Annotated in this window: 23 protein-coding genes and 1 tRNA gene; 14 read left to right on the forward strand and 10 right to left on the reverse strand. The window is 46.0% G+C overall.

Annotation, left to right across the window (positions count from 1 at the left end; all coding sequences use genetic code 11):
• Positions 1-347 precede the first annotated feature (347 nt).
• From DW800_RS07320 to DW800_RS07340, 5 genes are all read right to left on the reverse strand, one after another.
• Positions 348-1,229: an alpha/beta hydrolase gene (locus DW800_RS07320; RefSeq protein ID WP_119957937.1), complete on the reverse strand. Its 882-nt coding sequence runs from the start codon at positions 1,227-1,229 to the stop codon at positions 348-350.
• 108 nt (positions 1,230-1,337) lie between these two features.
• Positions 1,338-2,168, reverse strand: a complete 831-nt coding sequence (locus DW800_RS07325) for a MerR family transcriptional regulator (protein ID WP_005833169.1) — start codon at positions 2,166-2,168, stop codon at positions 1,338-1,340.
• 90 nt (positions 2,169-2,258) lie between these two features.
• Complete coding sequence (locus DW800_RS07330; RefSeq protein WP_005833171.1) at positions 2,259-2,732, reverse strand: hypothetical protein; 474 nt, start codon at positions 2,730-2,732, stop codon at positions 2,259-2,261.
• A 6-nt stretch (positions 2,733-2,738) separates the two neighbouring features.
• Positions 2,739-3,380: a peptide-methionine (S)-S-oxide reductase MsrA gene (msrA, locus tag DW800_RS07335; RefSeq protein ID WP_034522775.1), complete on the reverse strand. Its 642-nt coding sequence runs from the start codon at positions 3,378-3,380 to the stop codon at positions 2,739-2,741.
• Positions 3,381-3,501: 121 nt separating this feature from the next.
• Positions 3,502-3,574, reverse strand: a tRNA-Arg gene (locus tag DW800_RS07340).
• 212 nt (positions 3,575-3,786) lie between these two features.
• Here DW800_RS07340 and asnA point away from each other — a divergent pair.
• Both asnA and ung read left to right on the forward strand, forming a co-directional pair.
• Positions 3,787-4,824, forward strand: coding sequence for an aspartate--ammonia ligase (gene asnA, locus DW800_RS07345; protein WP_008664075.1), 1,038 nt, complete (start codon positions 3,787-3,789; stop codon positions 4,822-4,824).
• A 104-nt stretch (positions 4,825-4,928) separates the two neighbouring features.
• Positions 4,929-5,591 (forward strand): uracil-DNA glycosylase, encoded by a 663-nt coding sequence (gene ung, locus DW800_RS07350; protein ID WP_005827240.1) that lies wholly within the window; start codon positions 4,929-4,931, stop codon positions 5,589-5,591.
• Positions 5,592-5,594: 3 nt separating this feature from the next.
• Here the strand turns inward: ung and DW800_RS07355 are convergent, their stop codons facing one another.
• From DW800_RS07355 to DW800_RS07365, 3 genes are all read right to left on the reverse strand, one after another.
• Complete coding sequence (locus tag DW800_RS07355) at positions 5,595-8,372, reverse strand: putative LPS assembly protein LptD (protein ID WP_057097558.1); 2,778 nt, start codon at positions 8,370-8,372, stop codon at positions 5,595-5,597.
• Between the two features lie 79 nt (positions 8,373-8,451).
• Positions 8,452-8,988 carry an HD domain-containing protein gene (locus tag DW800_RS07360; protein ID WP_005827246.1) on the reverse strand — a complete coding sequence of 179 codons (537 nt, stop codon included), beginning with the start codon at positions 8,986-8,988 and terminating at the stop codon, positions 8,452-8,454.
• Between the two features lie 20 nt (positions 8,989-9,008).
• Positions 9,009-10,742, reverse strand: coding sequence for an ArnT family glycosyltransferase (locus DW800_RS07365; protein ID WP_044467807.1), 1,734 nt, complete (start codon positions 10,740-10,742; stop codon positions 9,009-9,011).
• A 187-nt stretch (positions 10,743-10,929) separates the two neighbouring features.
• Between DW800_RS07365 and DW800_RS07370 the strand changes: the two genes are divergently transcribed.
• The 7 genes from DW800_RS07370 to DW800_RS07400 all read left to right on the forward strand — a co-directional run bounded on the left by DW800_RS07370 (position 10,930) and on the right by DW800_RS07400 (position 15,101).
• Positions 10,930-11,307 (forward strand): GtrA family protein, encoded by a 378-nt coding sequence (locus DW800_RS07370; RefSeq protein WP_005833184.1) that lies wholly within the window; start codon positions 10,930-10,932, stop codon positions 11,305-11,307.
• Positions 11,308-11,358: 51 nt separating this feature from the next.
• Positions 11,359-12,330: a glycosyltransferase family 2 protein gene (locus DW800_RS07375; protein WP_022401421.1), complete on the forward strand. Its 972-nt coding sequence runs from the start codon at positions 11,359-11,361 to the stop codon at positions 12,328-12,330.
• A 358-nt stretch (positions 12,331-12,688) separates the two neighbouring features.
• On the forward strand, positions 12,689-12,976 hold the full coding sequence (locus DW800_RS07380) for a hypothetical protein (protein WP_117703633.1): 288 nt from the start codon (positions 12,689-12,691) through the stop codon (positions 12,974-12,976).
• A gap of 256 nt (positions 12,977-13,232) precedes the next feature.
• Positions 13,233-13,715, forward strand: coding sequence for a GNAT family N-acetyltransferase (locus tag DW800_RS07385; protein ID WP_087331997.1), 483 nt, complete (start codon positions 13,233-13,235; stop codon positions 13,713-13,715).
• Positions 13,712-14,071 (forward strand): DUF3795 domain-containing protein, encoded by a 360-nt coding sequence (locus tag DW800_RS07390; RefSeq protein WP_117703632.1) that lies wholly within the window; start codon positions 13,712-13,714, stop codon positions 14,069-14,071. Before DW800_RS07385 ends, DW800_RS07390 begins: the two co-directional genes overlap by 4 nt.
• Positions 14,072-14,102: 31 nt before the next feature.
• Complete coding sequence (locus tag DW800_RS07395; protein ID WP_117703631.1) at positions 14,103-14,684, forward strand: Crp/Fnr family transcriptional regulator; 582 nt, start codon at positions 14,103-14,105, stop codon at positions 14,682-14,684.
• Between the two features lie 141 nt (positions 14,685-14,825).
• Positions 14,826-15,101, forward strand: a complete 276-nt coding sequence (locus tag DW800_RS07400; RefSeq protein WP_005833197.1) for a hypothetical protein — start codon at positions 14,826-14,828, stop codon at positions 15,099-15,101.
• Between the two features lie 12 nt (positions 15,102-15,113).
• Here DW800_RS07400 and DW800_RS07405 read toward each other — a convergent pair whose 3' ends face one another.
• Positions 15,114-16,067 (reverse strand): transporter, encoded by a 954-nt coding sequence (locus tag DW800_RS07405; RefSeq protein ID WP_117599994.1) that lies wholly within the window; start codon positions 16,065-16,067, stop codon positions 15,114-15,116.
• Positions 16,068-16,267: 200 nt separating this feature from the next.
• Here DW800_RS07405 and DW800_RS07410 point away from each other — a divergent pair, with 200 nt between their 5' ends.
• The 3 genes from DW800_RS07410 (at position 16,268) to dnaA (ending at position 20,147) form a co-directional block, all read left to right on the forward strand.
• Positions 16,268-17,503, forward strand: a complete 1,236-nt coding sequence (locus tag DW800_RS07410; protein ID WP_009037934.1) for an N-acetylmuramoyl-L-alanine amidase — start codon at positions 16,268-16,270, stop codon at positions 17,501-17,503.
• 13 nt (positions 17,504-17,516) lie between these two features.
• The gene (locus DW800_RS07415) at positions 17,517-18,410 is read left to right on the forward strand and encodes an MlaD family protein (RefSeq protein ID WP_005827282.1); all 894 of its coding nucleotides are present in this window, start codon (positions 17,517-17,519) and stop codon (positions 18,408-18,410) included.
• Positions 18,411-18,761: 351 nt separating this feature from the next.
• The gene (gene dnaA, locus DW800_RS07420) at positions 18,762-20,147 is read left to right on the forward strand and encodes a chromosomal replication initiator protein DnaA (RefSeq protein WP_005827286.1); all 1,386 of its coding nucleotides are present in this window, start codon (positions 18,762-18,764) and stop codon (positions 20,145-20,147) included.
• 78 nt (positions 20,148-20,225) lie between these two features.
• On the opposite strand, the gene DW800_RS07425 is transcribed toward dnaA, so the two are convergent.
• A complete protein-coding gene (locus DW800_RS07425) occupies positions 20,226-20,960 on the reverse strand; it encodes an NADPH-dependent oxidoreductase (protein WP_044468986.1) in 735 nt (244 codons plus the stop codon).
• Between the two features lie 417 nt (positions 20,961-21,377).
• Between DW800_RS07425 and DW800_RS07430 the strand changes: the two genes are divergently transcribed.
• Together DW800_RS07430 and DW800_RS07435 are read left to right on the forward strand one after the other, a co-directional pair.
• Positions 21,378-23,915, forward strand: coding sequence for an adenosylcobalamin-dependent ribonucleoside-diphosphate reductase (locus DW800_RS07430; RefSeq protein WP_009037933.1), 2,538 nt, complete (start codon positions 21,378-21,380; stop codon positions 23,913-23,915).
• 131 nt (positions 23,916-24,046) lie between these two features.
• Positions 24,047-26,740, forward strand: coding sequence for a 4-alpha-glucanotransferase (locus tag DW800_RS07435; protein ID WP_119957938.1), 2,694 nt, complete (start codon positions 24,047-24,049; stop codon positions 26,738-26,740).
• Positions 26,741-26,901: the final 161 nt, after the last annotated feature.

Raw genomic sequence — 26,901 nt, forward strand, 5'->3', positions numbered from 1 at the left:
TCTCCAGGCAACTGTTTTTTTTTATGCACTTCCGTACGGTAGCAGGGCATATGGTGCTGCGCTCATTGTACAACAGTGGTTGTACTACTATTCCAATTGCCCGGAGTCAACGAAGCCCCGGCTGCACTTTTGCAGTTTTTTAATCAGTGTGTCCGGAGAAGGACACTCAACCTTCTCCGGAGCTGAAAATACTGATTTATAAGGAAATGGCGCTTCTCGGCGCTTCCTGCCGGAAGGCGACTCAGGCTATGACGCTTTCAGGATTTTGGCAGACCTCACCATGGTATAGGTAGTCTCCTTAGTACAATGGCGCATATCATTCAGCTTACTGAAAAATAGAGTTTTTTTCAGAGAGGTTTGTTCGGCAGAGAAATTCCAACCGCAGAACGGAAGAACAACGTTTTCAGTCCGTCATAAAATCCCGGAAGAGCAACCGTTCCATGCGTCTCTTCCGGGAACTTTTTTGATACCACCCGCAAATGCCGCTTCTCCATACGAGGAACTGCACTCCCTATAAAATCATCTGTCAGGGGAAAGTGGATCAGCTTCCTATCAAGACGCGGCTGAGTGGCAAACGCAACATACAGTTGCTTTCCTGAAAAGTCAACCTTATCTACCTGCCGTTCTACCTGTTTCTGAAAATATCCTTTATCCCACCATAAACTGGGGTCTATGGCGATGTATGTATCAAATGCACTGGGATAATTCAGCAAAACATGCAGCGTGAACAACCCGGCATAAGAATGTCCAGCCAACAAGTGTTGTCCATTCACCGGCAAGTCTTGTTCCACTGCGAGGCGTAGCTCCTCCGTCAGAAAACGGCAAAATTGTCCTGCCCCACCCCCTTCCGGTTTATCGCCCGGACGGACAGTTCCGTCACGCCGGGCAGCGGAACAGGTTGGCGTAAAGTCTCTGGTTCTGTTTGTATTCAGGACAGCCACAACGATACAGGGCGGTAAGGAAGAAACTTTGGAGGTGGAAAACAAGCGAGTAAAACCTACCACCGAATGAAAAAAAGAATCACCGTCCAGCAAATAAAGAACCGGATAACTTTCCTCTTTTTCACCCGGGCGGGTTGCAGGTACATACACCCAATATTCTCTAGCCTCATTCAAGACATGCGAAAACAAAGTGTGGCGAGTCCCGATAGAAATAGCTTCTTGCGCTCTCAGCGGAAAACCGAGCCAAGTGACAACTACCAATATGAACAGAATATGCAGGCTTCTCATTTCAATTCTTTTTTCAGTCTGCAAAGTTCGCAGAAAATAAGTTGACTACCTATCCCTATTTTTAGGTATTCTCACGGTTGAAAGCTTTCCGCAGAAATCAAAGGCTGATTAAGAAAGTTTGATGGGCAACTGAATTTCCGTCATCCATTCATCCACCGTTTCTTTGTTCCAAATGCCGTCAATATGGCAAAACCGGGCACGGTCAATGACCTCGTATCCATTTGTCTCGGCATACGCAAAAAGCTCGGCGAAAGTTTCGGGCATATGCTCATAAGCACCGTAATGGTTGACACAGAGCGCAACCGGCACTTCCGGAAGTTCCTTGAATTTAATCAGTTCCGAATCTTCCTTGCGTTCAGCCACCGCTTCAAAAAACTCGATATCAATATCAACCCCATATTCCTCATTATATTCCACCGTGAAACAATATTCCGGGGCAGGACATTCACAACCCAAACGGTACATTTCAGGCCCGATGATATTCGGACAAAGATTGAACAGCTCCTGATAAGAGTCTATTTTACGGCGATGGGTAGCAAAAATTCTTGAAGGGAGGGATTTCTTAAACACTTTTTCCATAACATTCTCTTGTTTATGGAGTAAATTTTCCAATTTGGCAAGTTCGGTCTGCCGCCATATCAAGTGTTCAATCTCGTTTTTGCAACGTTCTATTTTAACCTTCAACAATTCAGCATCCGGAAATTCCTTGCCATCGGCAAACAACTCGGATATCTCTTCGAGGCTGAACCCTAATTGCTTGAGGTAAACAATACGGCTCATACACCGGAGCTGGCTGATGTCGTAATAGCGATACCCCGTCCACTCATCCACTTCAACGGGTATCATCAATCCTATCTCTTCATAATGACGAAGCGTCTTAACGGTCACCTGGCAAAGTTTGGAAAACTCTCCGATTTTAAACTTCATTTTATTCTTCATAAACTCATGAGCATTTTGTTTATGATGCAAAGATAGGTCCTGCCCTTAGGGACGAGTCAAGAGATTGCTTCAAAAAAAACACATATTTCACTATTCACAACGGCAATAGGTGTTTGCACCGCACGTACAATGGGGTAACAACTGCCCACTCAGTTCATCGCGGTAAAATTCATACAGCCGCCGGTACATGGTTTCATAGAGTGCGGCAATTTGTTGCTCCTGCTCACTTTCATTTTGAAAACGATTTTTAAAGGGGTCTTCAAAATTAAAATGCACCTGCTGCTTGGCATCCAGAGTGATAAACTTCAGTTCTTCTCCGGCTTCTTTACATAGGGTAATCACGTAGTCCCACGACCGGTGCGTATAGGTCCCGACACCAGACGGTTTCTTGCGAGACACGCTGAAACCATTCTGTTCCATCACATTGCACACGGCATCGGGAACGCAGTTCCCCTCCATAATTCCTGCCGTAGAGATATTCATTCCCCTGCCAAATGCATGCAGGAGTTCCTGCGCGATACGGCTGCGGCACGTATCTTCATTACTTATTAACAGTATATCCATTGTCCGTTACTTTTCCAGGTTTAAATACTCGCCATCTCCTTCTTTCTTCATCTTCGCTTTACGTGCCAGGTCGAACAAGGTGGGGTTAATGTGGCAATATCCACCAGGATTTTTGTCCAGATAGTCTTGATGATAATCTTCGGCGAGATAGAAGTTCTTCAAAGGCTCTATCTCTACAACCAACGGACGGGAGTAGTTGGCAGCCAGCCGGTCAACGGTTTCACGAATAACGGGCAGGTCGGCGGTATCCGTATAATAGATACCCGTGCGATACTGTGTACCTCTATCCCCCCCTTGCTTATTGAGGCTGGTAGGGTCAATCGTTTTGAAATAAAGGTCGATAAGGAAAGGCAAGTCCACCTCATCGGGATCATACTGTACTTTTACGGTTTCGGCAAAGTCCGTGGTACCGGTACATACCTGCTGATAGGTAGGATTGGCTATATTTCCATTGGCATATCCCACCTGGGTAGCCTCCACACCTTCTATTTGTTTCAGGAAATGTTCGGTACCCCAAAAACATCCTCCTGCCAGATAAATCTCTTTCATTGGTTTCATGTCTGTTCTCCTTTCTGACCGTCCTTCCGGCTTACCGGCATAGGACAGACAAGTCATTAACATTGCAAAAATAAATATTATTTGTTTCATACCTCTAACTCTATGGAAATTATAACAAGAAAGAGAACCGTATGGTTGACTTTTCTGGATGTATTGTATAAAAAGAAACTCCCTTTGCAAAGTATTCATGCAAAGGGAGTTCCTTTCTTTGTGACCCCGGTGCGATTCAAACGCACGACCTTCAGAACCGGAATCTGACGCTCTATTCACTAAGCTACGGAGCCAAATGTGGATGCAAAAGTATAAAAAAATTAGCAGATTCCTAACATTCAAACGCTTTTTATATCAAACCGAGGAATATTTTTATTATTACTTTGAGAAGACTAACCGCAATTACACAAACATTTTGTTCTTTTTTCCCACAAAACAGAAGCAAGTATCAATATTATTCCTATCTTTGCCGAGCAATTTAATAGAAGTTATACTGAATAAATTTATGAGCTACCTGATAACACCTGAAGGTTACAAACCTTTATTGGACCTAAAACAGACTGAATTAGGGATTAAACAAATTAAAGAGTTCTTCCAATTGAACCTCTCTTCCGAACTGCGCCTGCGACGTGTGACAGCTCCACTGTTCGTATTGAAAGGAATGGGTATCAATGACGACCTCAATGGAGTGGAACGTGCCGTAACTTTCCCTATCAAAGATTTGGGCGACGCCAAAGCTGAAGTGGTGCACTCCCTCGCCAAATGGAAACGCCTCACGCTTGCCGAATACCATATCGAACCGGGATATGGCATCTACACAGACATGAATGCCATCCGTGCCGATGAAGAACTGGGCAATCTGCATTCCCTTTATGTAGACCAGTGGGACTGGGAACGCGTCATTACTGCCGAAGACCGCAATGTGGAATTCCTCAAGGAGATAGTAACCCGTATCTATGCAGCTATGGTGCGCACAGAATATATGGTATATGAGATGTATCCGCAAATCAAGCCTTGCCTGCCCCAGAAACTTCACTTTATCCATGCCGAAGAATTGCGCCAACTGTATCCGGACTTGGAACCCAAATGCCGCGAACATGCCATTTGCAAGAAATACGGTGCAGTGTTCATCATCGGTATCGGATGCAAGCTGAGCGACGGCAAGAAGCACGACGGACGCGCCCCGGACTACGACGACTATACCAGCAAAGGGCTGAACGACCTCCCCGGACTGAACGGTGACCTCCTGCTATGGGACCACATCCTGCAACGCAGCATCGAACTTTCCTCCATGGGTATCCGCGTAGACAAGGAAGCCCTGCTTCGCCAGCTCAAAGAGGAAGGCGAAGAGGAACGCCTGGAACTTTACTTCCACAAACGCTTGATGAATGATACACTGCCGCTTTCCATCGGTGGCGGTATAGGGCAGTCCCGCCTCTGTATGTTCTATCTGCGCAAGGCGCATATCGGTGAGATACAAGCCAGTATCTGGCCGGAAGATATGCGCAAAGAGTGCAAGGAACACAATATACACCTGATTTGATATACATTTATCCCGTCATATAATATAAAGTTCACCCCCTCAAAAGGTTGGACTTTATTTTTTATTTTGTACTTTAGCATCCGAAACTACTAACAGATCCAATTATGAATGTTCAAATAGAAGAAAGCTGGAAAGCACATCTGCAACCTGAATTTGAGAAAGATTATTTCCGTACATTGACTGATTTTGTACGGGACGAATATGGGAAATATGCAATATATCCTCCGGGAAAGCTGATATTCAATGCATTCAACCTATGCCCTTTTGACAAAGTAAAAGTCGTGATAATCGGTCAAGACCCCTATCATGGTCCGGGACAAGCACACGGACTTTGTTTCTCCGTAAATGACGGTGTTCCTTTCCCTCCTTCCTTACTTAATATTTTCAAGGAAATAAAAAATGACATTGGCACTGATGCCCCCACTACCGGCAATCTGACACGCTGGGCAGAGCAAGGCATATTGCTGCTCAATGCTACCCTCACCGTACGTGCACACCAAGCCGGTTCTCACCAAAACCGAGGTTGGGAAACATTTACAGATGCGGCTATCCGCATTCTCGCCGAAGAAAAAGAGCATCTTGTATTTATTCTTTGGGGAGCCTACGCCCAACGTAAAGGGGCATTCATCGACCGTAGCCGACATCTGGTACTCACCTCGGCACATCCATCTCCCCTATCCGCTTATAACGGCTTCTTCGGGAACAAGCATTTCAGCAAAACAAACGAGTATTTGCGGGAACATGGAGAGACGGAAATAATTTGGTAAACATCAATACCACTGAATATTACTCTGAGTCTGGCTTCTCTGTTCCCATTTCAAGTCTTGCAGGATACTTGCATTGGCACGGATGGTAAAGTTATAGTATTTCCAGCGTCCGAAAGGTGATATGGCAGCCGTCATGCTGAAACAGTGCAGGTCACGTGTGATGTTGAAAGCGGTCTGCGTTATCTCCTTCGCATTGAAGTCATAACCGGAATTGAAGCTGACAGCCCATTTATTGGTAAGCTTGACGTTACCGTTTATATTAAGGGAATTCAGGCTGAATTTGTACGGATAGCGCATGTTCTTACGATTAATGGGCTTACTGGTGTCTTCCGTAATATTGAAACCGGTACTGAAGTTGATAGACCAAGGCATCTTGAATACCTGATAGCCGTCAGCATCGGCAGCAGCCTTTTCCTTCTTCTTCTTCGGAGTGCCGTCCTCGGTGGTTTCGCCCTCCATGTCACTGTCTCCCTCCGTCGAGGCATTCTGGTCTTGGTCCTGCTCCTCGTCATCCTTCTGACCGGTGAAGAAGTTCCTTATTTTCTTCCACGAATCATTGTTCACGGTCCAACTGAACGACGTACCATATCCCGACCAACGACCGAAACGGCCATACGACCATTCCGTACGGTTACCGGGCACCACCCTTCCGTTCTCATCAAACTCGTAAGCATAAGTGGCAAAGGTAGAGCTCATACTCAACGTATAACTCTTGCTCAACTTCAGACGGAGATTAAAGCTCAAGTCACTCCAAGGACGCACCTGGGCAGCCGTGTTGTAACTGATACCCATACTCAAATCGTCAATCAGGCTCACCTTGCGGATAGAGTCATTCTTATCCTTGAACTTCATTTCAAGGTTATTGGAGATATTGAAACTGATAAGCCCCTGCTTTCCTCCACTTGGCGGACTGAACACCTGACCGGCATAATAGGAATACTGCACGGTATCGCGAATGCCGTTCTGGTCTTTTATATAAGAGTCATAATAGCCAAAACGGGACGAAGTGAAATCGGGTGCAGCGCTGAAACTGATGGAGGGAGTGATGACGTGACGTATCTGTATCTCCTTCTTCTTCATAAACAATGGCTTGTACATACCATAAACTTTGGTATTGATACCCAGACTGGCACTGTAGTCGTATACACGGTGAAAACCGTAGGTCGTATCATTCACCTCCTTGCCTTGCTCATCGTCCCAGTCCTTCTTCACCTTGCGGGTGTACCAACGCTCCGTATAGTTTACGGTAGGCGTCACATTGAAGTACTTGAACAAAGTAAACGTGGCACTTACCGGAATCTCATGCTGCATACCGTTCTCCCAATCGCGTATCAGGTTCTTCTTGAACAACAGATTGTCCTTCGTCTTGATACTGTTCTTCACACGGCCAGTATAGCGAACGGAAATCTTCTCATACCACTTTTCATCTCCCACTGCATGTTTGCGCTTGAAAGGGAAAATGGTACTCAAGGAAATGGTCATGTCCGGTAAAGTCACCGCGATAGAGGAGTCGCGCATGGTCTGGGCAATATTACCTGAAGCGGAGATGCTCAGATGCTGGTCGGGAAAGTTACGCGAATAGCTGACACTGGAAGTCTTGGTATTCTGCGACATTGCCTGGGAGTTGTACATATTGCCGATATTGGTACGCTCATAACTACTGGTAGCAAAGTTCACACTGGCAGAAAAGGTAGAATTCGGACTCGCTTTCGGGTCCTGCCGGTGAGACCACACCACCTTGAAGTCTTTGGCAACCGAGTAGTCGGGCAAGCCTTTGTCACCGGTCTTGGTCACCTGATAGCTTGCCTGCAGCAAACCGGAATATTTGTAACGCTTCACATAGTTCGACTCCATATTCAGCGCCCAAGAACCTTTCGTGAAGATATCCGCCCGCAGCTTCAAGTCCATTTGGTCACTGATGGCGAAGTAATATCCACCGTCCGTCAGACCGAAGCCACGATTGGAGTCATCCATATAGGTAGGCATCAGAAAACCGGACTGGTAACTGCTAGAAAACGGGAAAAAGAAAAATGGAACGGCAAGCGGAAGCGGCACATCCTCTACTACCAGATAGGCAGGTCCCGTCACCACGTTCTTTTTCGGACGTACCTTGGCATAAGTCATCTGCATATAAAAATGGGGGTGGTCATGATGGTCACAAGTCGTGTAACGACCGCTCCTCATATAGAGTTCATCATTATTCCCTTTCTTGGCATTATTACCGGTCACGTATCCCTCGCCCTGCTGGCTGACAACATTGCTGATAAGACCTCTTTTACTCTTGAAGTTATAACGGATAGTATCGGTTTCGTAGGAGGTGTCCCCGTCTTTGAAGACCGGTCTTCCCTTGGCTGTTCCTACAGAATCGACCACGCCACGGGCAAAAACCGTACTGTTGTCCATATCCATAGAGATGACATCAGCCTCCAGGTCAGCACCCGGATAACTCACCTTTCCCTGGCCGTAAAGATGGGCAAAGCCACTCTGCGTAAATACAATGGAGTCATTGGCTTCGTAGGCTACGGGAGCATCCAATGCATCCTTCTTGGGAGGCGCAGCCGCTACCGTATCTTGTTGCAACGAATCGGCAGGAAGCCCCTTTCCCCCTTGCAGGGAGTCTCCCATCTGCAAACTATCCCCTACCTGCAACGTGTCTGTCCGCTGAATATTCGGAGGCGCGACCTTCGCTCTACGGCGCTGAGAAGCAGCCCCACCGGAGAGAAGAAGCAAGACGAATAGTAGTATGAATGATATGAATGTATTTGCTTTCAATGGCGTCATTAACTAATAGTTTACGCTTGGAGGGGCAAAAGTACATAATTTATACGGATAATCTCCCTTTTTAAAGAAATTTAGATTGCTACAAGAACTGTTCGCACCAATTATCAAAGCGCCGTACCCCTTCTTCACCATAACGTTCCAAACTTTTACGGGCTTTTTCTACACTTTTCTCCTTTTCCAAATGAGTTTTTGAATAAAACTTATCGGCAAAACAGATAGCTTGTTCTTCCAAGCTGACCGGAACCATTTCACGATGCGGTACGGGCAAATCCTGCGCAATGATTCCCTCCAATGAAAGTCCGGCACCCGTATGGCGTTCACAAACCAAAGCATGGCGGGGATAGCCTTCGCCGCGTATCAGGTCGGCTCCCAAATAACCGTGACAGATATAAGGCTTGTCGCCAAAACAATGGATACCTGCCGCATCTGTAAGAAAAATGCCTATATCGTGCAGCATGGCAGCCTCGTACAGAAAATCCTTATCCAATGAAAGTTCCGGATGGCGGTCGGCAATCCATAACGACTTGTCGGCTACGGAACGGCTGTGCGTCAACAGTATATGCCGCAACTCATTCTCTTCCGGATAATATTTGTTAATGATATCTATCGGATTCATTTTAAGTTATGAGTTATAAATTATGGGTTATGAATGTCAATCGCCCTAAATTTATACATGCAGATTTCATTACGCATATCACAACTGCGTCTGTCTGTACGGAATATCTTTTCCAGATGATACGTCTGTTCCAGCTCTCCCAACATATTCTCCTCCTCCTTTACGGGAACCAACAAATAGCCCTCCCCGCTGGACGGACGTTCCTTTTCAATGTGCCGCATGCGGTCTTTCAGATAGAAGTTAACACCATAGAAACTCATTTTCGAGTAAGAATAGACCACACCTTCCGGAACATACGTATTGACCCTTTCAGCCAAATGTTTATCTGATTTCACAGCCAGCACCGTGGGCTGATAAACCGAATCCAATGATACGAAAAGGCAGAGCATACATCCTGCTATGCCATATAATAATGACCGGCTATCCGCACGCTTTATCACCATGCGTAATGTGCAGACAGCGGCTACTACGGGAAGCGCTACCAGGAGCCACTTGGGAACAGACAAAGCCACATCCTCCAACGCATGCATAAAGGCTACATTCTCAGCGGCATGGCGTCCGCTTCCAAAAACGCTGTCGGGAACCAGGCCGAGACGAACTACGACAAAAACAAGCGTAAGCAACAAGCCCAAAGAAGCAAAGATGATTGCACAAATCCTGAAAACTCGTGCCCCCTTTTGTACCAAAGCCAACAGATACTCAGCTATCAGCACTGCCATAAACGGATAGATGGGAAGCAGATAAACGCTCCGCTTACTCTTGGGGATGCAGTAGAAGACAAAGATTATCAGAATGACCAGCCACGTGAACAATTGTACCGGAGACTGGTTGCGGAAAGCAGTCCAGCCCTTCTTCAACCGCAACAGCAGGGTCTCCCCTTCCGGCAGACAACGCATGTTTTTCCACTTCAAGCCAAACAAGGAAATTACCAGAACCAACGTCCAGGGAATCCATCCCCAAATCAAAGTCAGGAAATTATACCATATAGGATTTTCATGGGACTCGTAGGACATTTTGCCCATAAACCGCCCGGTATTCTCCTCCAGAACCAAATCGAGGAACGGTTGTCCACCTTGTCTGTAAGCTACGTATACCCAAGCTAAATAAGGAACAAAAGAAAGCAAGCCGATACCTACCAACGAGAAAAACGCTTTCCAGAAAGAACGTCCGCGCAACAACTGATACACACCGATACACGCGCAAGGGAATATGGAGCCTACCGGCCCTTTGGTCAACGTGGCACATCCCATCAGCAACACCGCAAGCCAGGGCACTCCGCGGCATCCCTTCTCATCCCAGCGGAACAGCAGACAAAGGGAAATAACGATAAAGGCAACCTGAACCATATCGACCCGACAAGCGACAGCCGCCCGATGCACCTCGAAAGAAGACAAAAGAAGAATAGAGGCCAGAAACGCCGTTTGAACGTTTTTACGTTTTGCCACAAAGGCAAAGAACATCAACTGCATGGCTAAAAAAGCCAATGCAGACGGGAAACGGGCGGAAAACTCCGTCACCTCTCCAAAAAGGGAAGAGACGGCGGCTATTGACCAGTAGAAGAAAGGGGGTTTATAAGCAATATCAGTACCATAGTTCACCGGAAGTATCCAGTTTCCACTTTCCAGCATAGAAAGGGCAACAATCGCCTCCCGCGGTTCCCCCTTGGAATAAAAAATGGTTTCTCCCAGAAAGGGAACAACCACAAGCACACTCAGCAGCGCAATAAACCAGAACGCCTTCTTTCTGTCCGACATACCTTATTTGTTTTTTATGTTTTCTGGACGCAAAGATAGCGCAAACCGAAAGCAGATGCAAATTTATTTGCAATTTGCTGAGATGCAGCTTAATTTCGCAAAGCAAAATTACAAATAATTCTGAAACAATGCCTAACTTTGCCGCCCCAATGATAATGGCAACAGAGAGTAGATATTTAATGTTAAGATGAAGCGGCTGAAACAACTACCGGAATTTGTACGCTTCGTAATGGTGGGCATCTTTGCGACAGCTCTGCACTACGGATTGTATTTTGTATTACAACGGGTTATCAATGTAAACATAGCCTATACACTGGGATATGCTCTCAGCTTCATCGCCAATTTCTATCTGACTGCTTACTTTACCTTCGGCCGGAAGCCCTCATGGAGAAAAGCCTTCGGATTTGGAGGGGCACACTTATGCAGCTATCTGCTACACATGGGGTTGCTGAACCTCTCTCTCTGGATGGGCATCCCCAAACCTCTGGCCCCCATTCCGGTTTTCGCCATCGCCATTCCGGTCAACTTCTTACTCGTACGTTTCGTTTTCAAAAGAAAAGAGTGATAATTTGTTTTTCTCCCGATTTCTTACGAATATTGCAAAAAGATTTGTTCTATGATGGAAAACTCTCCCATACTCGCCGTTGTCGTACCTTGCTACAAAGAAGAGGCAGTGCTGCATGAAACCCATAAACGATTGAGCCAATTATTCGACCGGCTGATACAAGCCCGGCAAATTTCCCCGGAAAGCTATATATTATATGTAAACGACGGAAGCACCGACCAGACATGGGCTATCATCAAAGAACTGCACCAAAATACGGCCTATGCCTGCGGACTGAACCTGGCAGGAAACGTAGGACACCAGAATGCCCTGCTAGCAGGACTCAATGCAGTAAAAGAGCGTTGCGAGATAGCCATCTCCATTGATGCAGACTTGCAAGATGACATCCAGGTGATTCCGGACATGATAAACAGCTATAAAGCGGGCAATGACATCGTTTATGGCGTACGTAAAGAACGGAAGACCGACACTTTCTTCAAACGCAACACCGCTTTGGTCTTTTATCGGCTGATGAAGGCAATGGGGGTAAAATCCGTCTACAACCATGCCGACTACCGCCTGATGAGCCAGCGGGCTATACAACACCTATGCCGCTTCCGCGAGCGCAACCTTTTTCTTCGGGGGCTGGTTCCCCTCATCGGCTACCAGACGGACAGCGTGTACTACAATCGTGACAAGCGTTTTGCCGGAGAATCAAAGTACCCTTTCCGGAAGATGCTTAATTTTGCCATCGACGGTATCACTTCCTTTTCCGTCAAACCAGTCCGTATGATTTTTTGGATAGGCTGCATCTTTATTCTTGTGGCACTGTGTGTCACCGGATGGACACTTCACTCTTACACACAGCATAACGCCGTCCCCGGATGGTCATCACTGATGATTTCCGTCTGGCTGGTAGGAGGTGTGATACTTGTGTCGCTGGGGATTGTAGGCGAATACATCGGCAAAATATACATTGAGGTGAAGGACCGACCGCGCTACAATGAAGAAGAACTGCTGATGCCGTCCGGCAAAACAGAATAAAAGAAGCCCATCATCATTCTACACAAAAGTTTTAAAAAGGAAAAACACTTGTCACGCTATCACACTATAATAAAGGTATAGGGAACAGTGTGTGTCTTTCTTGCCGACAAGTTGGCAAGATTTTGCCACCGCGTTGGCAAAACTTTGCCATAGGCATGGCAAAAGTTTGCCAAAAGCATGGCAATGGGTTGGCAAAATTACTCTCTGGCAGACAATGAGTTAACATAACTATCAAAATAGTATCGTCACATCAGTTTATATCAAAAAACACAAAATCGCTTGCGAAAGCGACATAAATGCCGTATCTTAGTACACGTGCAAGCAAACCATTTTGCTTACACATGATAAAAATCTGCTTATGGGAACATTAGGCTGCATCAATGACATGCTACAAAGGGATAAAGAGAACCGTGCTCTCCGCAAGTTGAGCAGAGGACGGATGCGGGAACACTACAAATACCTTGTAGACAGAAAAGGTCCTGAGAGAGCCGATGTAACCATTGAGGAAATAGAAAAAATCCGAAGAAATACTACTGAAAAGGAATTGTCAGATAAAGAACATCTATTCAAGGCAAAGACGATTCTTGCAGCATGTGCTTTAGTCTTGCTTCTATTGGGAGTGCTTTGTTATAAATTGTTCTTATAAGCAGGTCTGAAACCGATTGGCAAGAAATCTACCCGGTTAAATTCATCAGCCATTGGCTGGCGATTGAAAGCAGATTCCCATGCTTCATAAAAAATTCGCATACTTTTTATATTCGAAGCAGAGAATCAACAACTTGGTTTCCTAAACCAATAAATTAGAAATGAAAAGATTATCTTTGCAAACACAATAAATACATTGAAAGACTTTCTGTTAAAACATGGAACATCTAAAAGCATATATTTTAGCACTTAAAAACATGAATACAGATTTTACAATTAGAATTGCCCAACAGTCTGATGCCCTTGAACTTATGAGTTTGTTTCAAGAGACAGTCCTCCATATAAACAAGCGTGACTATTCAGAAGCAGAAGTGGCAGATTGGGCATCGTGTGGAAACGACCTCTCCCACATAAAAGACATGATTAAGACACATTATTTTATTGTGGCAACCAATCAACAGTCACAGATTGTCGGCTTTTCATCCATTACCCACCAAGGATATCTGCATTCTATGTTTGTTCATAAAGATTTTCAAGGTAAAGGCATTGCTACCATACTTCTAAATGAGATAGAACGGTATGCAACCGCAACAGGAATCATGCGAATTACATCAGAAGTAAGCCTGACAGCCCGTCCATTCTTTGAGAAAAGAGGCTATATAGTAGAAGTGGAACAGAAACGCAAAGCTAACCAACTTTATCTCACCAATTTTTGGATGGCGAAAAGGCTGGCTGAATGAAATCGTATAACGGACGTATTCCTGCTTGTGGTGTCTTTTGTGGTGGTTGTCCCATATACACAAGAGAAAAAAGTCCCTGCAAAGGAGCAGAACAGAATGGTTCTCGCTGTGAAAAATGTAAAACATTCCATTTATGTTGCTTGGAAAAAAGAATAACACATTGTTTCCAGTGTTCTGATTTCCCATGTACTAAATTCAAAAGATTTACCAAACGTTGGCTAAAATACGGACAAAACTTCATTGAAAACCAGAAGCTTTTAAAAAACGTAGGTGAAGTTAAATTTTTAAAGTATTATAATAAGAGAATCCACAACCAACTTACCAACAATGACAGAAAATCAGGAATAAAACAATAATTTTGTACCTTTCGAAAAACATGTGTTGTAAATGACAGATTTTAATTCATACATGGGCAATATAGACACTGACTTTTTTAGGGAACTGTGTTTAAGAAACGGAGAACTACGGTATTATAAAAGAAATGAGTTTATCCTCCGAGAGGGAGAAGTCGGTTCTTTCTTCGGATTTATTGTATCCGGTGTAATCAAATATACCTGCATCAACCAAACTGAAAACAAAACATATAATGTAGGTTTTTCTTTTGCCAATGAATTTATCTCTGATTATCCCAATTGTTTATATAACATAAAATCTGAATTGAACATACAAGCAATAACCCCATGTAGAATCTACATCTGTTCTTCCGAATTACTTCTACAAGAATTTGAAGAGAACAAAGAAAATCAACGAATAGCCCGTATTGCAGCCGAACAATTATTTTTTCAGTCGTATTCACGTTACTTGGATTTGTTCAGATTTACATCGGAAGAACGCTATCTCCAACTTCTTAAAAAATGTCCAGAAATCCTACAAATGGTACCCCTAAAAGAAATTGCGTCTTACTTGAAAATAACCCCTATTCACATGAGCCGCATCAGACACAAACTGAGTTTTGACGGCAAAGAATAAACATAGGTTTAGAAATTCAACCATTTAACAATATTCCAAGACAATATTGATTCTGTCAGGAAGTTCTCTTTTATCTTTGCCCTATCCTTTGGCTGATTCAGCGAAAGGCAGGAATGAAAGGAGTTAAACAGAGTCCTATATATGAGAACAAGAAAAGTATTTAGAATGCCACTTGATAAAATTCTTTGTTTATCAGCCAATGCTATATTAACCATTATTGCACTATGGAGTATTGCATCAGTCTTTTTCGAAAACGCCACAATTGATTCTATAATAGCCCGTTTCAGCGTGGCTTCTGCCTGCATGGCCAACCTATTTTCAAAACATCGTCTTATCCGGATAATATTCCTCATTATGGCATTTGTACTGATAATTGTTGCAACCGCCCTCTATGTCCATAAAGCAAATAAGATGTAAAATACTCAGCAGTTATTCCGTCTCATTTTTCCTTTTCTTCCACAGCTGATAACTATTGATGATGTTTTGCCACAGCACATACGATCCAGGACCGACGGAAGATAACGGATTAAGATAAGTATAGGCCATCCAGATGGCAAGCACCGTATTCTTTTGCCCCAGCGCCTGCCCTCCACTGATGCGCTCACCATAATGGCCACCGATTCTCTTTCCCAAATAGAATTGTATACAGCAGGTTATCAGTCCCGCCAGGGCTATCAGCAGTTCAACAAATATCGGTGCATCACTATTGACCAATGAACGTACCGTCTGCCCTGAGACAATGGCAAGAGCTACCGCCCACAAATAGAAGGCTGCATCATGGAAACCCAACAGAAAATGATGCACCTTCGGCACAAACGCACGCAGAAACCATGCCAGCAAGAAAGGACAAAGCAGCAATGGAAAGACTTTACTCAGAATTTTCAGGAATGCAACAAAAAAAGTAATGTCAGCATGAGGCTCCACCAACGGGAAAACCAAAGGAACAGCCACAGCCGCCAGAAGATTGGACAACAACGTATAGGTCGTCAGGCTGGATGCGCTTCCACCCAGTTTACCGGTAATGACAGCCGCAGCGGTTGCAGTGGGACAAATGAGACAGACCATTGCACCTTCAAACACTTCCCGGTAGACCTCCTCCATAGGGCAACACACCAACAATACCGCAACAATCAAGCAAGAAACCGTCTGGAACAGCAGTAACCATCCATGCCACGATTTGGGTTTCAGTTCATGCACCTCCACCTTACAGAAAGTGAGCAGAAGTTGGGAAAAAATCAAAAGTGGAGTCAGGAAAGCCACTAACACATTCACATAAGGTTTGGCAGGCGCCACAAAAGGAATGTCTGCAAAAAAGAAATATCCCAAAGTACCGGCAAGCATTGCCAAAGGCAACGTCCAGTTCTTTATAAAACGAACCAGCATACTTGATTTGCTATTTTAATTATCTGCCGCAAAGTTACGCATATTATCAATACATTGAGCCACTAATTACTCAAACACAGACATTAATTACACTAAAAATGAGAAGAAGAACAATAAAACTGAACATAATCCATTAGTTTTCTATAAATTTCCACTACATTTGCCAAGCGAAAAGGAAGCATTGTCTTTGCTACAATTATATGAAACTATACAGACGATACATATTATATATAAGTATATGCTTAGGGCTGCTTATCTCCCCCTTTTGCAGTGGCAGCGCTGAAGCGAAAGACTTTGTTGTCGTTATAGACCCCGGACACGGTGGACACGACCCGGGTGCAGTGGGAAAAATTTCCAAAGAGAAGAATATCAACCTGAATGTAGCACTCAAACTTGGCAAACAAATCAAGAAGAACTGCCCTGATGTAAAAGTTATCTATACGCGGGACCGGGACATATTCATCCCCCTGGACCGGCGCGCTGAAATTGCCAATAACGCCAAAGCTGATTTGTTCATCTCCATACATACCAATGCCCTGGCCAAAAACCGGACGGCCAAAGGAGCCTCCACCTGGACACTGGGTCTGGCAAAATCGGATGCCAATCTGGAAGTAGCCAAGCGCGAAAATGCCGTTATCCTCTACGAAAGCGACTACAAGACGCGGTATGCCGGCTTCAATCCCAACTCGGCAGAGTCCTACATCATCTTCGAATTCATGCAAGACAAATACATGTCACAGAGTGTGCACCTCGCCTCCCTCGTACAAAAGCATTTCCGCCAAACCTGCAAACGTACAGATCGGGGCGTGCACCAGGCAGGTTTTCTGGTATTGAAGGCCAGTGCCATGCCAAGCATACTGGTGGAACTCGGATTCATCTCCACACCGGAAGAGGAACGGTACCTGAACACTGAAGCAGGAACCACCTCACTTGCCAACGGTATCTTCCGCGCTTTCCTCACCTATAAGCGCGAGCAGGAAATCCGGTTGAACGGAAGCAGCAATACCATTCTTCCGGAGGATGTACCCGAGCCCGTTCAAGAAGAAGGCAACGCAGCTACAGCGACACCGGAAAAGAAAAATGCACCTCAAGCGGAGAGTAACCAAGCTGCCCAACGCCCGCAAAGGTCAGAAAATGCAGCCGTTTCCCAAACAGAACAGAGCGGCATCGTGTTTAAGATACAGATACTCACTTCTTCACGTCCTCTGGCCAAGAATGACAAAAGACTGAAAGGAGTGAAAGACGTGGATTATTATAAAGAAGGCGGAATCTACAAATATACGTACGGCGCATCACCCGATTACAACAAGGTGCTGCGCAGCAAACGTAGCATTACGGACAAATTCAAGGACGCATTCATCATTGCGTTCAAGAATGGAGAAAAGATAAACGTCAACACAGCCATCAGCGAATTTAAAAAGAACAGAAATAAATAACAAAAGATACATCATGAAGTATATTACAAAAGAAGTTAGAATAGGAATAGCAGGCATAGCTGCACTTTGCATATTGGTATACGGCATCAACTACCTGAAAGGGATAAATATGTTCAAGCCCTCCAGCTATTTCTACGTAAAATTCCAGAATGTCAATGGACTGACAAAATCCAGCCCGGTCTTTGCCGACGGCTTCCGCGTGGGTATTGTCCGCGACTTGTACTACGACTATACCCAACCGGGCAAAGTCGTTGCCGAAATAGATGTTGACCCAGAGCTACGCATTCCCAAAGGAAGTACGGCAGAACTGGCAGCCGAAATGCTTGGCGGCGTAAAGATGAACCTGCTGCTTGCCAATAACCCACGGGAGAAATACCAGATTGGAGACACAATCCCCGGCGTGCTGAACAACGGAATGATGGAAAAAGTTGCCACCATGATGCCGCAAGTAGAGAAGATGCTGCCCAAGCTGGATTCCATCCTCGCATCCTTAAATGTCATACTAGCCGACCCCGCCATCCCTGCAACCTTGCATAACGTACAAGATTTAACAGCAAGTATGGCCGTCACAAGCCGCCAGTTGCAAACTCTAATGAAGGATGATATTCCACAACTGACCGGCAAGCTCAATACCATTGGAGACAACTTTGCACTCATTTCCAACAACTTAAAGGAGATAGATTATGCTGCCGCCATGCAAAAGGTAGACGCAACTTTGAACAATGTAAAAATGATTACAGACAAATTGAACCAGAAAGACAATACCGTCGGACTTTTGCTAAACGACCCTTCTCTATATAATAATCTGAACGCCACCACTGCCAACGCAGCAAGTTTATTGGAAGACTTGAAATCGCATCCGAAACGATACGTCCATTTCTCCCTATTCGGCAAGAAAGATAAGTAAAAGATGGACGTTATATAGATTTTGTCTAAATAACAAGTCTATAAAGGAATTAAAAGGAAAGCCCTCATTTGCTCTATACAAGGAGCGAAAAAGGGCTTTTTCCTGCTCTGGGCACAGAAAGAAAACAAGAGACGCAAAGCTACATAAACCACTATATGACAAAGTATTAGATAAATGCAACACACCTTATATAAGGAGTATACTCATAGTAACCGATAAGTAGCTGAAAGTAAAGAGCTTATTACTTTCCCTAAAAACGCAAGAAAAAAAGGATTTGTTTTTCTCGAATAAGATTGCCAATTTTGCAATCGTAGAAGTTATGCTTAATTAATAAATGTATTTATAGCCGTTATGAGTGAAATAGATCATGTCGGGCTGTGGAACCGCTGTCTTGAAATCATCAGAGACAATGTTCCGGAGCAGACATACAAAACATGGTTTCTTCCCATCATACCTTTAAAATATGAAGACAAAACGCTGGTCGTACAAGTGCCCAGCCAGTTCTTCTATGAGTTTTTGGAGGACAAATTTGTTGATTTGTTGCGCAAGACTCTCTATAAGGTCATTGGTGAGGGAACTAAATTGATGTATAACGTAATGGTGGACAAGAGCTCGCGGAAAACCGTCGACCTGGAGTCTACACAGCGTACCATCATACCGCAAAAACAAGTGATGGACAAAAGGATTCCGCAGATTCCCGTCCCCGAACTTGACCCGCACCTTAATCCAGAATACAACTTTGAAACCTTCATCGAAGGTTACAGCAACAAGCTGTCGCGCAGCGTTGCAGAAGCTGTCGCTCTCAATCCGGCTAAAACAATCTTCAATCCGCTGTTCCTATACGGAGCATCAGGTGTAGGCAAAACCCATCTTGCCAATGCTATCGGAACCAAAATCAAGGAACTATACCCGGAGAAAAGGGTATTGTATGTATCTGCACACCTATTCCAAGTGCAATACACCGATTCCGTACGTAACAATACGACTAACGACTTCATCAACTTCTACCAGACCATTGATATTCTAATCATTGATGATATTCAGGAATTTGCCGGCGTGACCAAAACGCAGAATACATTCTTCCATATCTTCAACCATCTGCATCAGAACGGCAAGCAGCTCATCCTCACTTCCGACCGTGCACCGGTATTGCTGCAGGGCATGGAAGAGCGTCTGATTACACGTTTTAAATGGGGAATGGTGGCTGAGCTGGAGAAACCTACCGTAGAACTCCGCAAGAACATTCTGCGCAACAAGATACACCGTGACGGCCTGCAGTTCCCCCAGGAAGTGATTGACTATATTGCAGAGAACGTGGGCGACAGTGTACGTGACCTGGAGGGCATCGTCATTTCCATTATGGCGCATTCCACCATATACAATAAAGAAATAGACCTGGAACTGACGCAACGTATCGTCCGCAAGGTAGTGAACAGCGAAAGCAAGGCAGTGACTGTCGATGAAATCATCAACACCGTATGCAAGCACTTCGGATTGGAAACTGCCACCATCCACACAAAATCCAGAAAGCGGGAAGTGGTGCAAGCACGACAAATAGCCATGTATTTAGCCAAAAACCATACAGACTTCTCTACTGCAAAAATCGGTGCGCTAATTGGACATAAAGACCATGCCACCGTATTGCATGCATGTAAAACCATCAAAGAACTGAAAGAGGTGGACAAATCATTCCGTGCGGAAATCGACGAGATTCAAGCCGCACTGAAAAAAGGATAAGAATAAAGGATAAGGGATTAAATGCAGCTAAGTATGCATTAGCTTAACCCCTTATCCCTTATCCCTTATCCTTAATTTTCAAAATCCCTGCTTTTTCATTATCTTCCAAAGATTCTCCGACATTGCCTCACTGTCTTTCTTCGTATAACGCACATCTGTAAAGACCTGCGCCAGCGTTTCCTTATTGTTCTCCAAGATGAACTGCTTGTTCTCAGGAAGCGATTCTTTATAGGCATACAACCGGTCAATGTCCTGAGGAGTATAATCATGATAAACCTCTTCGTGTACAATGGCCTCCAGCGGCAAACGGTCCACTTGTTCCGGCTGTTCGGCAGGCCATCCCACTGTGACTGTCGTGATGGGAAACACCAATTCCGGCAACTCCAACGCTTCGACAATCATCTGAGGGTTGTAAGTGGTAGTTCCCAGATAGCAAATGCCCAACCCCTTCTCCTCGGCAGCCACACAAAAAGTCTGTGCCACCAGCAAGGTATCGACAGCCCCCGTCACAAACCACTCAAAGTTGTTGTATCCCGGCTCAGCCTTACGTTGCTCACACCACTTGCTGAAGCGGCGCAAATCTATGCAGAAAGTAAGCACTACCGGCGCCGTCCGAACCATCGGCTGATTGAAATGTGCAGGCGCCAGTTTGGCTTTACGCTCTGCATCACGCGTCACAATCACACTATAAACCTGCATGTTCCCGACTGTAGAAGCCCGGAAAGAGGTTTCAAGCAAATCATTTAACAAATCAGCAGAAATATCCTTCTGCTGGTATTTTCGGATTGTTCTCCTTTGTTTCAAGCTTTCCATTCTTTCTTTTTTTGCAAAGATAATGTAATCCACGAACAATTCATTCAAGAGTTCACACTTTTTTTATCATCATATATCCGGAATAAAATACATCTTTTCAACAAGAAATGAACAATTATTATCTCTACGAGCAGATAAAAGTAACCTTATGTTCGACTAAACCGAGAACCTTTCAGCCCAACAAGTTGTTAATAAATTCCATTTTGGAAAACTTATTCGTTTACTCAAATCATTAAAACATTATAAACCAATAAATTAATAGCAATCAATAGAAAACTATACATCGGTTGATAAAAACATTCATTTTAATTTTGCCAAGTTGAAAAACATTCATAGCTTTGCAAATGCATTTGTTAACGATAAGTACAACTTCTACAACTTTACTTATTTGTAACTAATCCTAAGAGATACAACATTGTGGAAAAGAAAAATTATTCTTATGACGAAGCCTACGGAGAATCTTTAAAATACTTCCAAGGCGACGAGTTGGCTGCCAGAGTTTGGGTAAACAAATATGCAGTCAAAGATTCTTTCGGAAATATTTACGAAAAGTCTCCGGAAGACATGCATTGGCGAATAGCCAATGAGGTAGCCCGCATTGAGGCCAAGTACCCCAATCCATTAAGTTCAGAGGAACTTTTCGGCTTACTCGACCACTTCAAGTACATTGTTCCGCAAGGAAGCCCGATGACCGGAATCGGAAACAACTATCAGGTAGCCTCTCTGTCCAACTGCTTTGTTATCGGTGTGGACGGCGAAGCGGATTCTTATGGTGCCATCTTCAAGATAGACGAAGAACAAGTACAGCTGATGAAACGCCGTGGCGGCGTGGGACACGACTTATCCCATATCCGTCCGAAAGGTTCACCGGTAAAGAACTCGGCACTGACCTCCACCGGCTTGGTTCCCTTCATGGAACGCTATTCAAACTCTACACGCGAAGTAGCTCAAGATGGACGCCGCGGCGCACTGATGCTCAGCGTATCCATCAAACACCCCGACTCGGAAGCCTTCATCGATGCCAAGATGACTGAGGGCAAAGTGACCGGAGCCAACGTTTCCGTAAAACTGACCGACGACTTCATGCAGGCCGCCATCGAAGGCAAACCATATACACAGCAATATCCGATTGACGCCACAGAGCCGGCATTTCAAAAAGACATTGACGCATCCGCATTATGGAAAAAGATTGTGCACAATGCATGGAAATCGGCAGAACCCGGTGTATTGTTCTGGGATACCATATTAAAGGAATCCGTGCCCGACTGCTATGCAGACCTGGGCTACCGTACCGTATCCACCAATCCATGCGGCGAAATTCCACTGTGCCCGTACGACTCCTGCCGTCTGCTCGCCATCAACCTTTACTCATACGTGGTCAATCCGTTCAAGCCGGACGCCTACTTTGACTTTGAGCTATTCAAGAAGCATGTAGCTTTGGCCCAACGCATCATGGACGATATCATCGACCTTGAACTGGAGAAGATAGAGCGCATCATGAGCAAGATAGATGCCGACCCCGAAAGTGAAGACGTAAAACATACAGAACGCGTTTTGTGGCAGAAGATTTACAAGAAAAGCGCCCAAGGCCGCCGTACCGGTGTAGGTATCACGGCAGAAGGCGACATGCTTGCCGCCCTGGGATTGCGTTATGGTACTGAAGAGGCAACCGAGTTCTCGGAGAAAGTACACAAGACGGTGGCACTCAACGCCTATCGCTCCTCCATAGAAATGGCCAAAGAGCGCGGCGCATTCGAGGTGTACGATACAGAACGCGAAAAGAACAACCCGTTCATCAACCGCCTGCGTGAAGCTGACCCGGAAATGTACGAGGAGATGAAGAAGTACGGACGCCGCAACATTGCCTGTCTGACCATCGCCCCGACCGGCACCACCAGCCTGATGACTCAAACCACCTCCGGTATCGAGCCCGTATTCCTGCCCGTGTACAAGCGCCGCCGCAAAGTGAATCCCAACGATACGAACGTCCATGTGGACTTCATCGACGAAACCGGAGATGCCTTTGAAGAATATATCGTGTTCCACCCCAAGTTCGTGACTTGGATGGAAGCACAAGGATACAACCCCGCCAAACGCTACACGCAGGAAGAAGTGGATGCCCTGGTAGAGAAATCACCTTATTATAAAGCAACCTCCAACGACGTGGACTGGCTGATGAAAGTCAAGATGCAGGGACGTATCCAAAAATGGGTGGATCACTCTATCAGCGTAACCATCAACCTGCCGAACGACGTAGACGAAGACCTCGTGAACCGTCTGTATGTAGAAGCATGGAAATCCGGCTGCAAGGGCTGTACGGTTTACCGCGACGGTTCGCGTTCCGGCGTGCTCATCTCTACCAAGAGTGACAAGAAGTCCGAACTTCCCCCGTGCAAACCGCCTACGGTCGTTGAAACACGTCCCAGAATATTGGATGCAGACGTTGTCCGCTTCCAGAACAACAAGGAGAAATGGGTGGCATTCGTCGGCTTGCTGGACAATCATCCCTACGAAATATTCACCGGTGTGCTGGATGATGATGAAGGCATCATCCTGCCGAAGAATGTGGTGTCGGGCCACATCATCAAGAATGTGGATGAGCACGGAAACAAGCGTTACGACTTCCAGTTCGAGAACAAGCGCGGATACAAAGTCACCATCGAGGGTCTGTCCGAGAAGTTCAACAAAGAGTATTGGAACTATGCCAAGCTGATTTCCGGTGTATTGCGCTACCGCATGCCTATCGAGCAGGTCATCAAGCTGGTAGGTTCACTGCAACTGGACAGCGAAAACATCAACACCTGGAAGAACGGTGTGGAACGCGCCCTGAAGAAATACATCCAGGACGGCACGGAAGCCAAAGGCAAGAAATGCCCCAACTGCGGTAACGAAACACTGGTTTACCAAGAAGGTTGCCTCATCTGCAAGACGTGCGGAGCTTCTCGCTGTGGATAATCCCACGGCAAGCACAAACGTTTGCATAGGAATTTAAATGACTTAGATAACGGTAGCTGCATGATTATGAGGAATAATTTCTATACTTGCATAATCATTGCAGCTATTGCTATTTCTAAATCTAATATAATATGACACTAATATTCAATATCGAGTATCGCACCAGCTGGGGTGAAGAAGTCAGAGTCCTGGGTTCCATCCCGGAACTTGGCAACAACCAGCCCAACAAAGCCACCCCCCTGCACACTGTAGACGGCATTCACTGGACCGCGGAAGTGGATATCCAGATTCCCGGTAATGGAAGCGTCGAATACAGTTACCACATCTATCGAGATGGCAGAACCATACGGACAGAGTGGAACAGCCTGCCACGCATCCTGCACGTTGCAGACAATCCGAAGAAAGTTTACCGCATAGAAGATTGTTGGAAGAATCTGCCCGAGCAGCAGTATTTTTATACATCCGCTTTCACAGAATCCCTGCTGGCGCATCGCGAACGCAGTGCCGCCCCGAAAAGCTACAAAAAGGGGTTGCTGATAAAGGCGTACGCCCCCTGCATAGACAGTGACCATTGCCTGGCACTCTGCGGAAACCAGAAGGCGCTGGGTGACTGGAACCCGGACAAAGCTGCCCTTATGAGCGACATCGACTTCCCCGAATGGCAGGTAGAAGTGGATGCCGGCAAAATCAGCTTCCCGCTAGAGTATAAATTCGTCCTTTACAACAAGAAAGAGCGCCGTGCCGTGGCCTGGGAGAACAATCCCAACCGCTATATGGCCGACCCGCAGATAGCCGCCAACGAAACGCTGGCTGTCGGCGACCGTTATGTATACTTCAATCTTCCTGCATGGAAAGGTTCCGGAGTAGCCGTACCCGTATTCTCCCTGCGCTCCGAGAAAAGCTTCGGTGTAGGCGATTTCGGCGACTTGAAGCGCATGATTGACTGGGCAGTTGCCACCAATCAGAAGGCGGTGCAGATTCTGCCCATCAACGACACTACCATGACGCATACCTGGACAGACTCCTACCCTTACAGTAGCATCTCCATCTATGCCTTCCATCCCATGTACGCCGACCTGAAGCAGTTGGGCAGCTTGAAGGACAAGAAGGTGATGGCCGAATTCAACAAACGCCAGAAGGAACTGAATGCCCTGCCCGCCGTGGACTACGAAGCTGTGAACAAGACAAAGTGGGAATACTTCCACCTCATCTTCAAGCAGGAAGGGGAAAAGGTGCTGGCATCGGATGCTTTCCGTAATTTCTACGAAGCCAACAAGGAATGGTTGCAGCCATATGCCGTCTTCAGCTACCTGCGTGATGCCTACAAGACCCCGAATTTCCGCGAGTGGGCCAAGTATGCCACCTACGATGCCAAGGAGATAGAGACATTGTGCCGGCCGGACTCTGCCGACTATCCGCATATTGCCATCTACTACTACATCCAGTTCAATCTGCACCTGCAACTGCTTGCCGCCACCGAACATGCGCGCGCCAACGGCGTAGTGCTGAAAGGCGACATCCCCATCGGCATCAGCCGCAACAGTGTGGAAGCCTGGAAGGAACCCCACTACTTCAACCTGAACGGCCAAGCCGGTGCACCGCCCGATGACTTCTCCGTGAACGGACAGAACTGGGGCCTCCCCACCTACAACTGGGATGTCATGGAAAAAGACGGTTATGCCTGGTGGATGAAACGTTTCCACAAAATGGCAGAATACTTCGATGCCTACCGCATAGACCACATCCTCGGCTTCTTCCGCATTTGGGAGATACCGATGCACGCCGTACACGGGCTGTTGGGACAATTCGTCCCCGCCCTGCCCATGACGCGCGAGGAGATAGAAAGCTACGGGCTGGCATTCCGCGAAGACTTCTTCCTGAAGCCCTATATCCATGAGTACTTCCTCGGACAAATCTTCGGCCCGCATACAGACTATGTGAAACAGACCTTCATAGAGCCGACAGACACGTGGGAGGTTTACCGCATGCGTCCCGAGTTCGACACCCAGCGCAAGGTGGAAGCCTACTTTGCCGGAAAAACGGACGATGACAGCATCTGGATTCGTGACGGGCTTTACGCCCTTATCAGCGATGTGCTGTTCGTGCCCGACCGCAACAATCCGCACGAATACCATCCGCGCATCGGCGTGCAGCACGACTACATCTACCGCGCACTGAACGATTGGGAAAAGGCTGCCTTCAACCGGCTTTATGACCAGTACTACTATCACCGCCACAACGACTTCTGGGGACAGCAAGCCATGAAGAAACTGCCGCAACTGACACAGTCCACGCGCATGCTGGTATGCGGTGAGGACTTAGGCATGATTCCCGATTGCGTGGCATGGGTGATGAACGACCTGCGTATCCTTTCCCTGGAGATACAACGTATGCCGAAAGACCCGAAACAAGAATTCGGCCACACAGACTGGTATCCATACCGTTCGGTCTGCACCATCTCCACGCACGACATGTCTACCCTGCGCGGCTGGTGGGAAGAAGACTTCCAACAGACGCAGCGTTACTACAACACCATGCTCGGGCACTACGGTGCCGCACCGGCAACGGCCACGCCGGAGCTCTGCGAAGAAGTGGTTCGCAATCACCTCCATAGCAACTCCATCCTCTGCATCCTCTCCCTGCAAGACTGGATGTCCATGGACGGCAAATGGCGCAACCCGAACGTGCAGGAAGAACGCATCAATATTCCTGCCAACCCGCGGCACTACTGGCGCTGGCGCATGCACCTGACACTGGAACAACTGATGAAGGCAGAAAGCCTGAACGAGAAAATAAGGAGCATGATAGAAAGCACCGGAAGATAAGAAAGGATTCTTAGCAAAGTATTATTTTAGGCACGGATTACATGGACAATCACGGATAATATTGAAAGTAACCGTGATAACCCGTATAATTCCGTGCCTAAAATAATTCGATAAGTTCATTCCGACCCTCACATAATTGTATTCTATAAAAAACAATTTCG

This window comes from Bacteroides sp. AM32-11AC, assembly GCF_003603515.1.
GTDB lineage: Bacteria > Bacteroidota > Bacteroidia > Bacteroidales > Bacteroidaceae > Bacteroides > Bacteroides uniformis.

Bases quoted from the DNA above. Each gene is read 5' to 3' on its own strand.
- DW800_RS07320 (WP_119957937.1), bottom strand. From the start codon at position 1,229: ATGAGAAGCCTGCATATTCTGTTCATATTGGTAGTTGTCACTTGGCTC.
- DW800_RS07325 (WP_005833169.1), bottom strand. From the start codon at position 2,168: ATGAAGAATAAAATGAAGTTTAAAATCGGAGAGTTTTCCAAACTTTGC.
- DW800_RS07330 (WP_005833171.1), bottom strand. From the start codon at position 2,732: ATGGATATACTGTTAATAAGTAATGAAGATACGTGCCGCAGCCGTATC.
- msrA (WP_034522775.1), bottom strand. From the start codon at position 3,380: ATGAAACAAATAATATTTATTTTTGCAATGTTAATGACTTGTCTGTCC.
- asnA (WP_008664075.1), top strand. From the start codon at position 3,787: ATGAGCTACCTGATAACACCTGAAGGTTACAAACCTTTATTGGACCTA.
- ung (WP_005827240.1), top strand. From the start codon at position 4,929: ATGAATGTTCAAATAGAAGAAAGCTGGAAAGCACATCTGCAACCTGAA.
- DW800_RS07355 (WP_057097558.1), bottom strand. From the start codon at position 8,372: ATGACGCCATTGAAAGCAAATACATTCATATCATTCATACTACTATTC.
- DW800_RS07360 (WP_005827246.1), bottom strand. From the start codon at position 8,988: ATGAATCCGATAGATATCATTAACAAATATTATCCGGAAGAGAATGAG.
- DW800_RS07365 (WP_044467807.1), bottom strand. From the start codon at position 10,742: ATGTCGGACAGAAAGAAGGCGTTCTGGTTTATTGCGCTGCTGAGTGTG.
- DW800_RS07370 (WP_005833184.1), top strand. From the start codon at position 10,930: ATGAAGCGGCTGAAACAACTACCGGAATTTGTACGCTTCGTAATGGTG.
- DW800_RS07375 (WP_022401421.1), top strand. From the start codon at position 11,359: ATGATGGAAAACTCTCCCATACTCGCCGTTGTCGTACCTTGCTACAAA.
- DW800_RS07380 (WP_117703633.1), top strand. From the start codon at position 12,689: ATGGGAACATTAGGCTGCATCAATGACATGCTACAAAGGGATAAAGAG.
- DW800_RS07385 (WP_087331997.1), top strand. From the start codon at position 13,233: ATGAATACAGATTTTACAATTAGAATTGCCCAACAGTCTGATGCCCTT.
- DW800_RS07390 (WP_117703632.1), top strand. From the start codon at position 13,712: ATGAAATCGTATAACGGACGTATTCCTGCTTGTGGTGTCTTTTGTGGT.
- DW800_RS07395 (WP_117703631.1), top strand. From the start codon at position 14,103: ATGACAGATTTTAATTCATACATGGGCAATATAGACACTGACTTTTTT.
- DW800_RS07400 (WP_005833197.1), top strand. From the start codon at position 14,826: ATGAGAACAAGAAAAGTATTTAGAATGCCACTTGATAAAATTCTTTGT.
- DW800_RS07405 (WP_117599994.1), bottom strand. From the start codon at position 16,067: ATGCTGGTTCGTTTTATAAAGAACTGGACGTTGCCTTTGGCAATGCTT.
- DW800_RS07410 (WP_009037934.1), top strand. From the start codon at position 16,268: ATGAAACTATACAGACGATACATATTATATATAAGTATATGCTTAGGG.
- DW800_RS07415 (WP_005827282.1), top strand. From the start codon at position 17,517: ATGAAGTATATTACAAAAGAAGTTAGAATAGGAATAGCAGGCATAGCT.
- dnaA (WP_005827286.1), top strand. From the start codon at position 18,762: ATGAGTGAAATAGATCATGTCGGGCTGTGGAACCGCTGTCTTGAAATC.
- DW800_RS07425 (WP_044468986.1), bottom strand. From the start codon at position 20,960: ATGGAAAGCTTGAAACAAAGGAGAACAATCCGAAAATACCAGCAGAAG.
- DW800_RS07435 (WP_119957938.1), top strand. From the start codon at position 24,047: ATGACACTAATATTCAATATCGAGTATCGCACCAGCTGGGGTGAAGAA.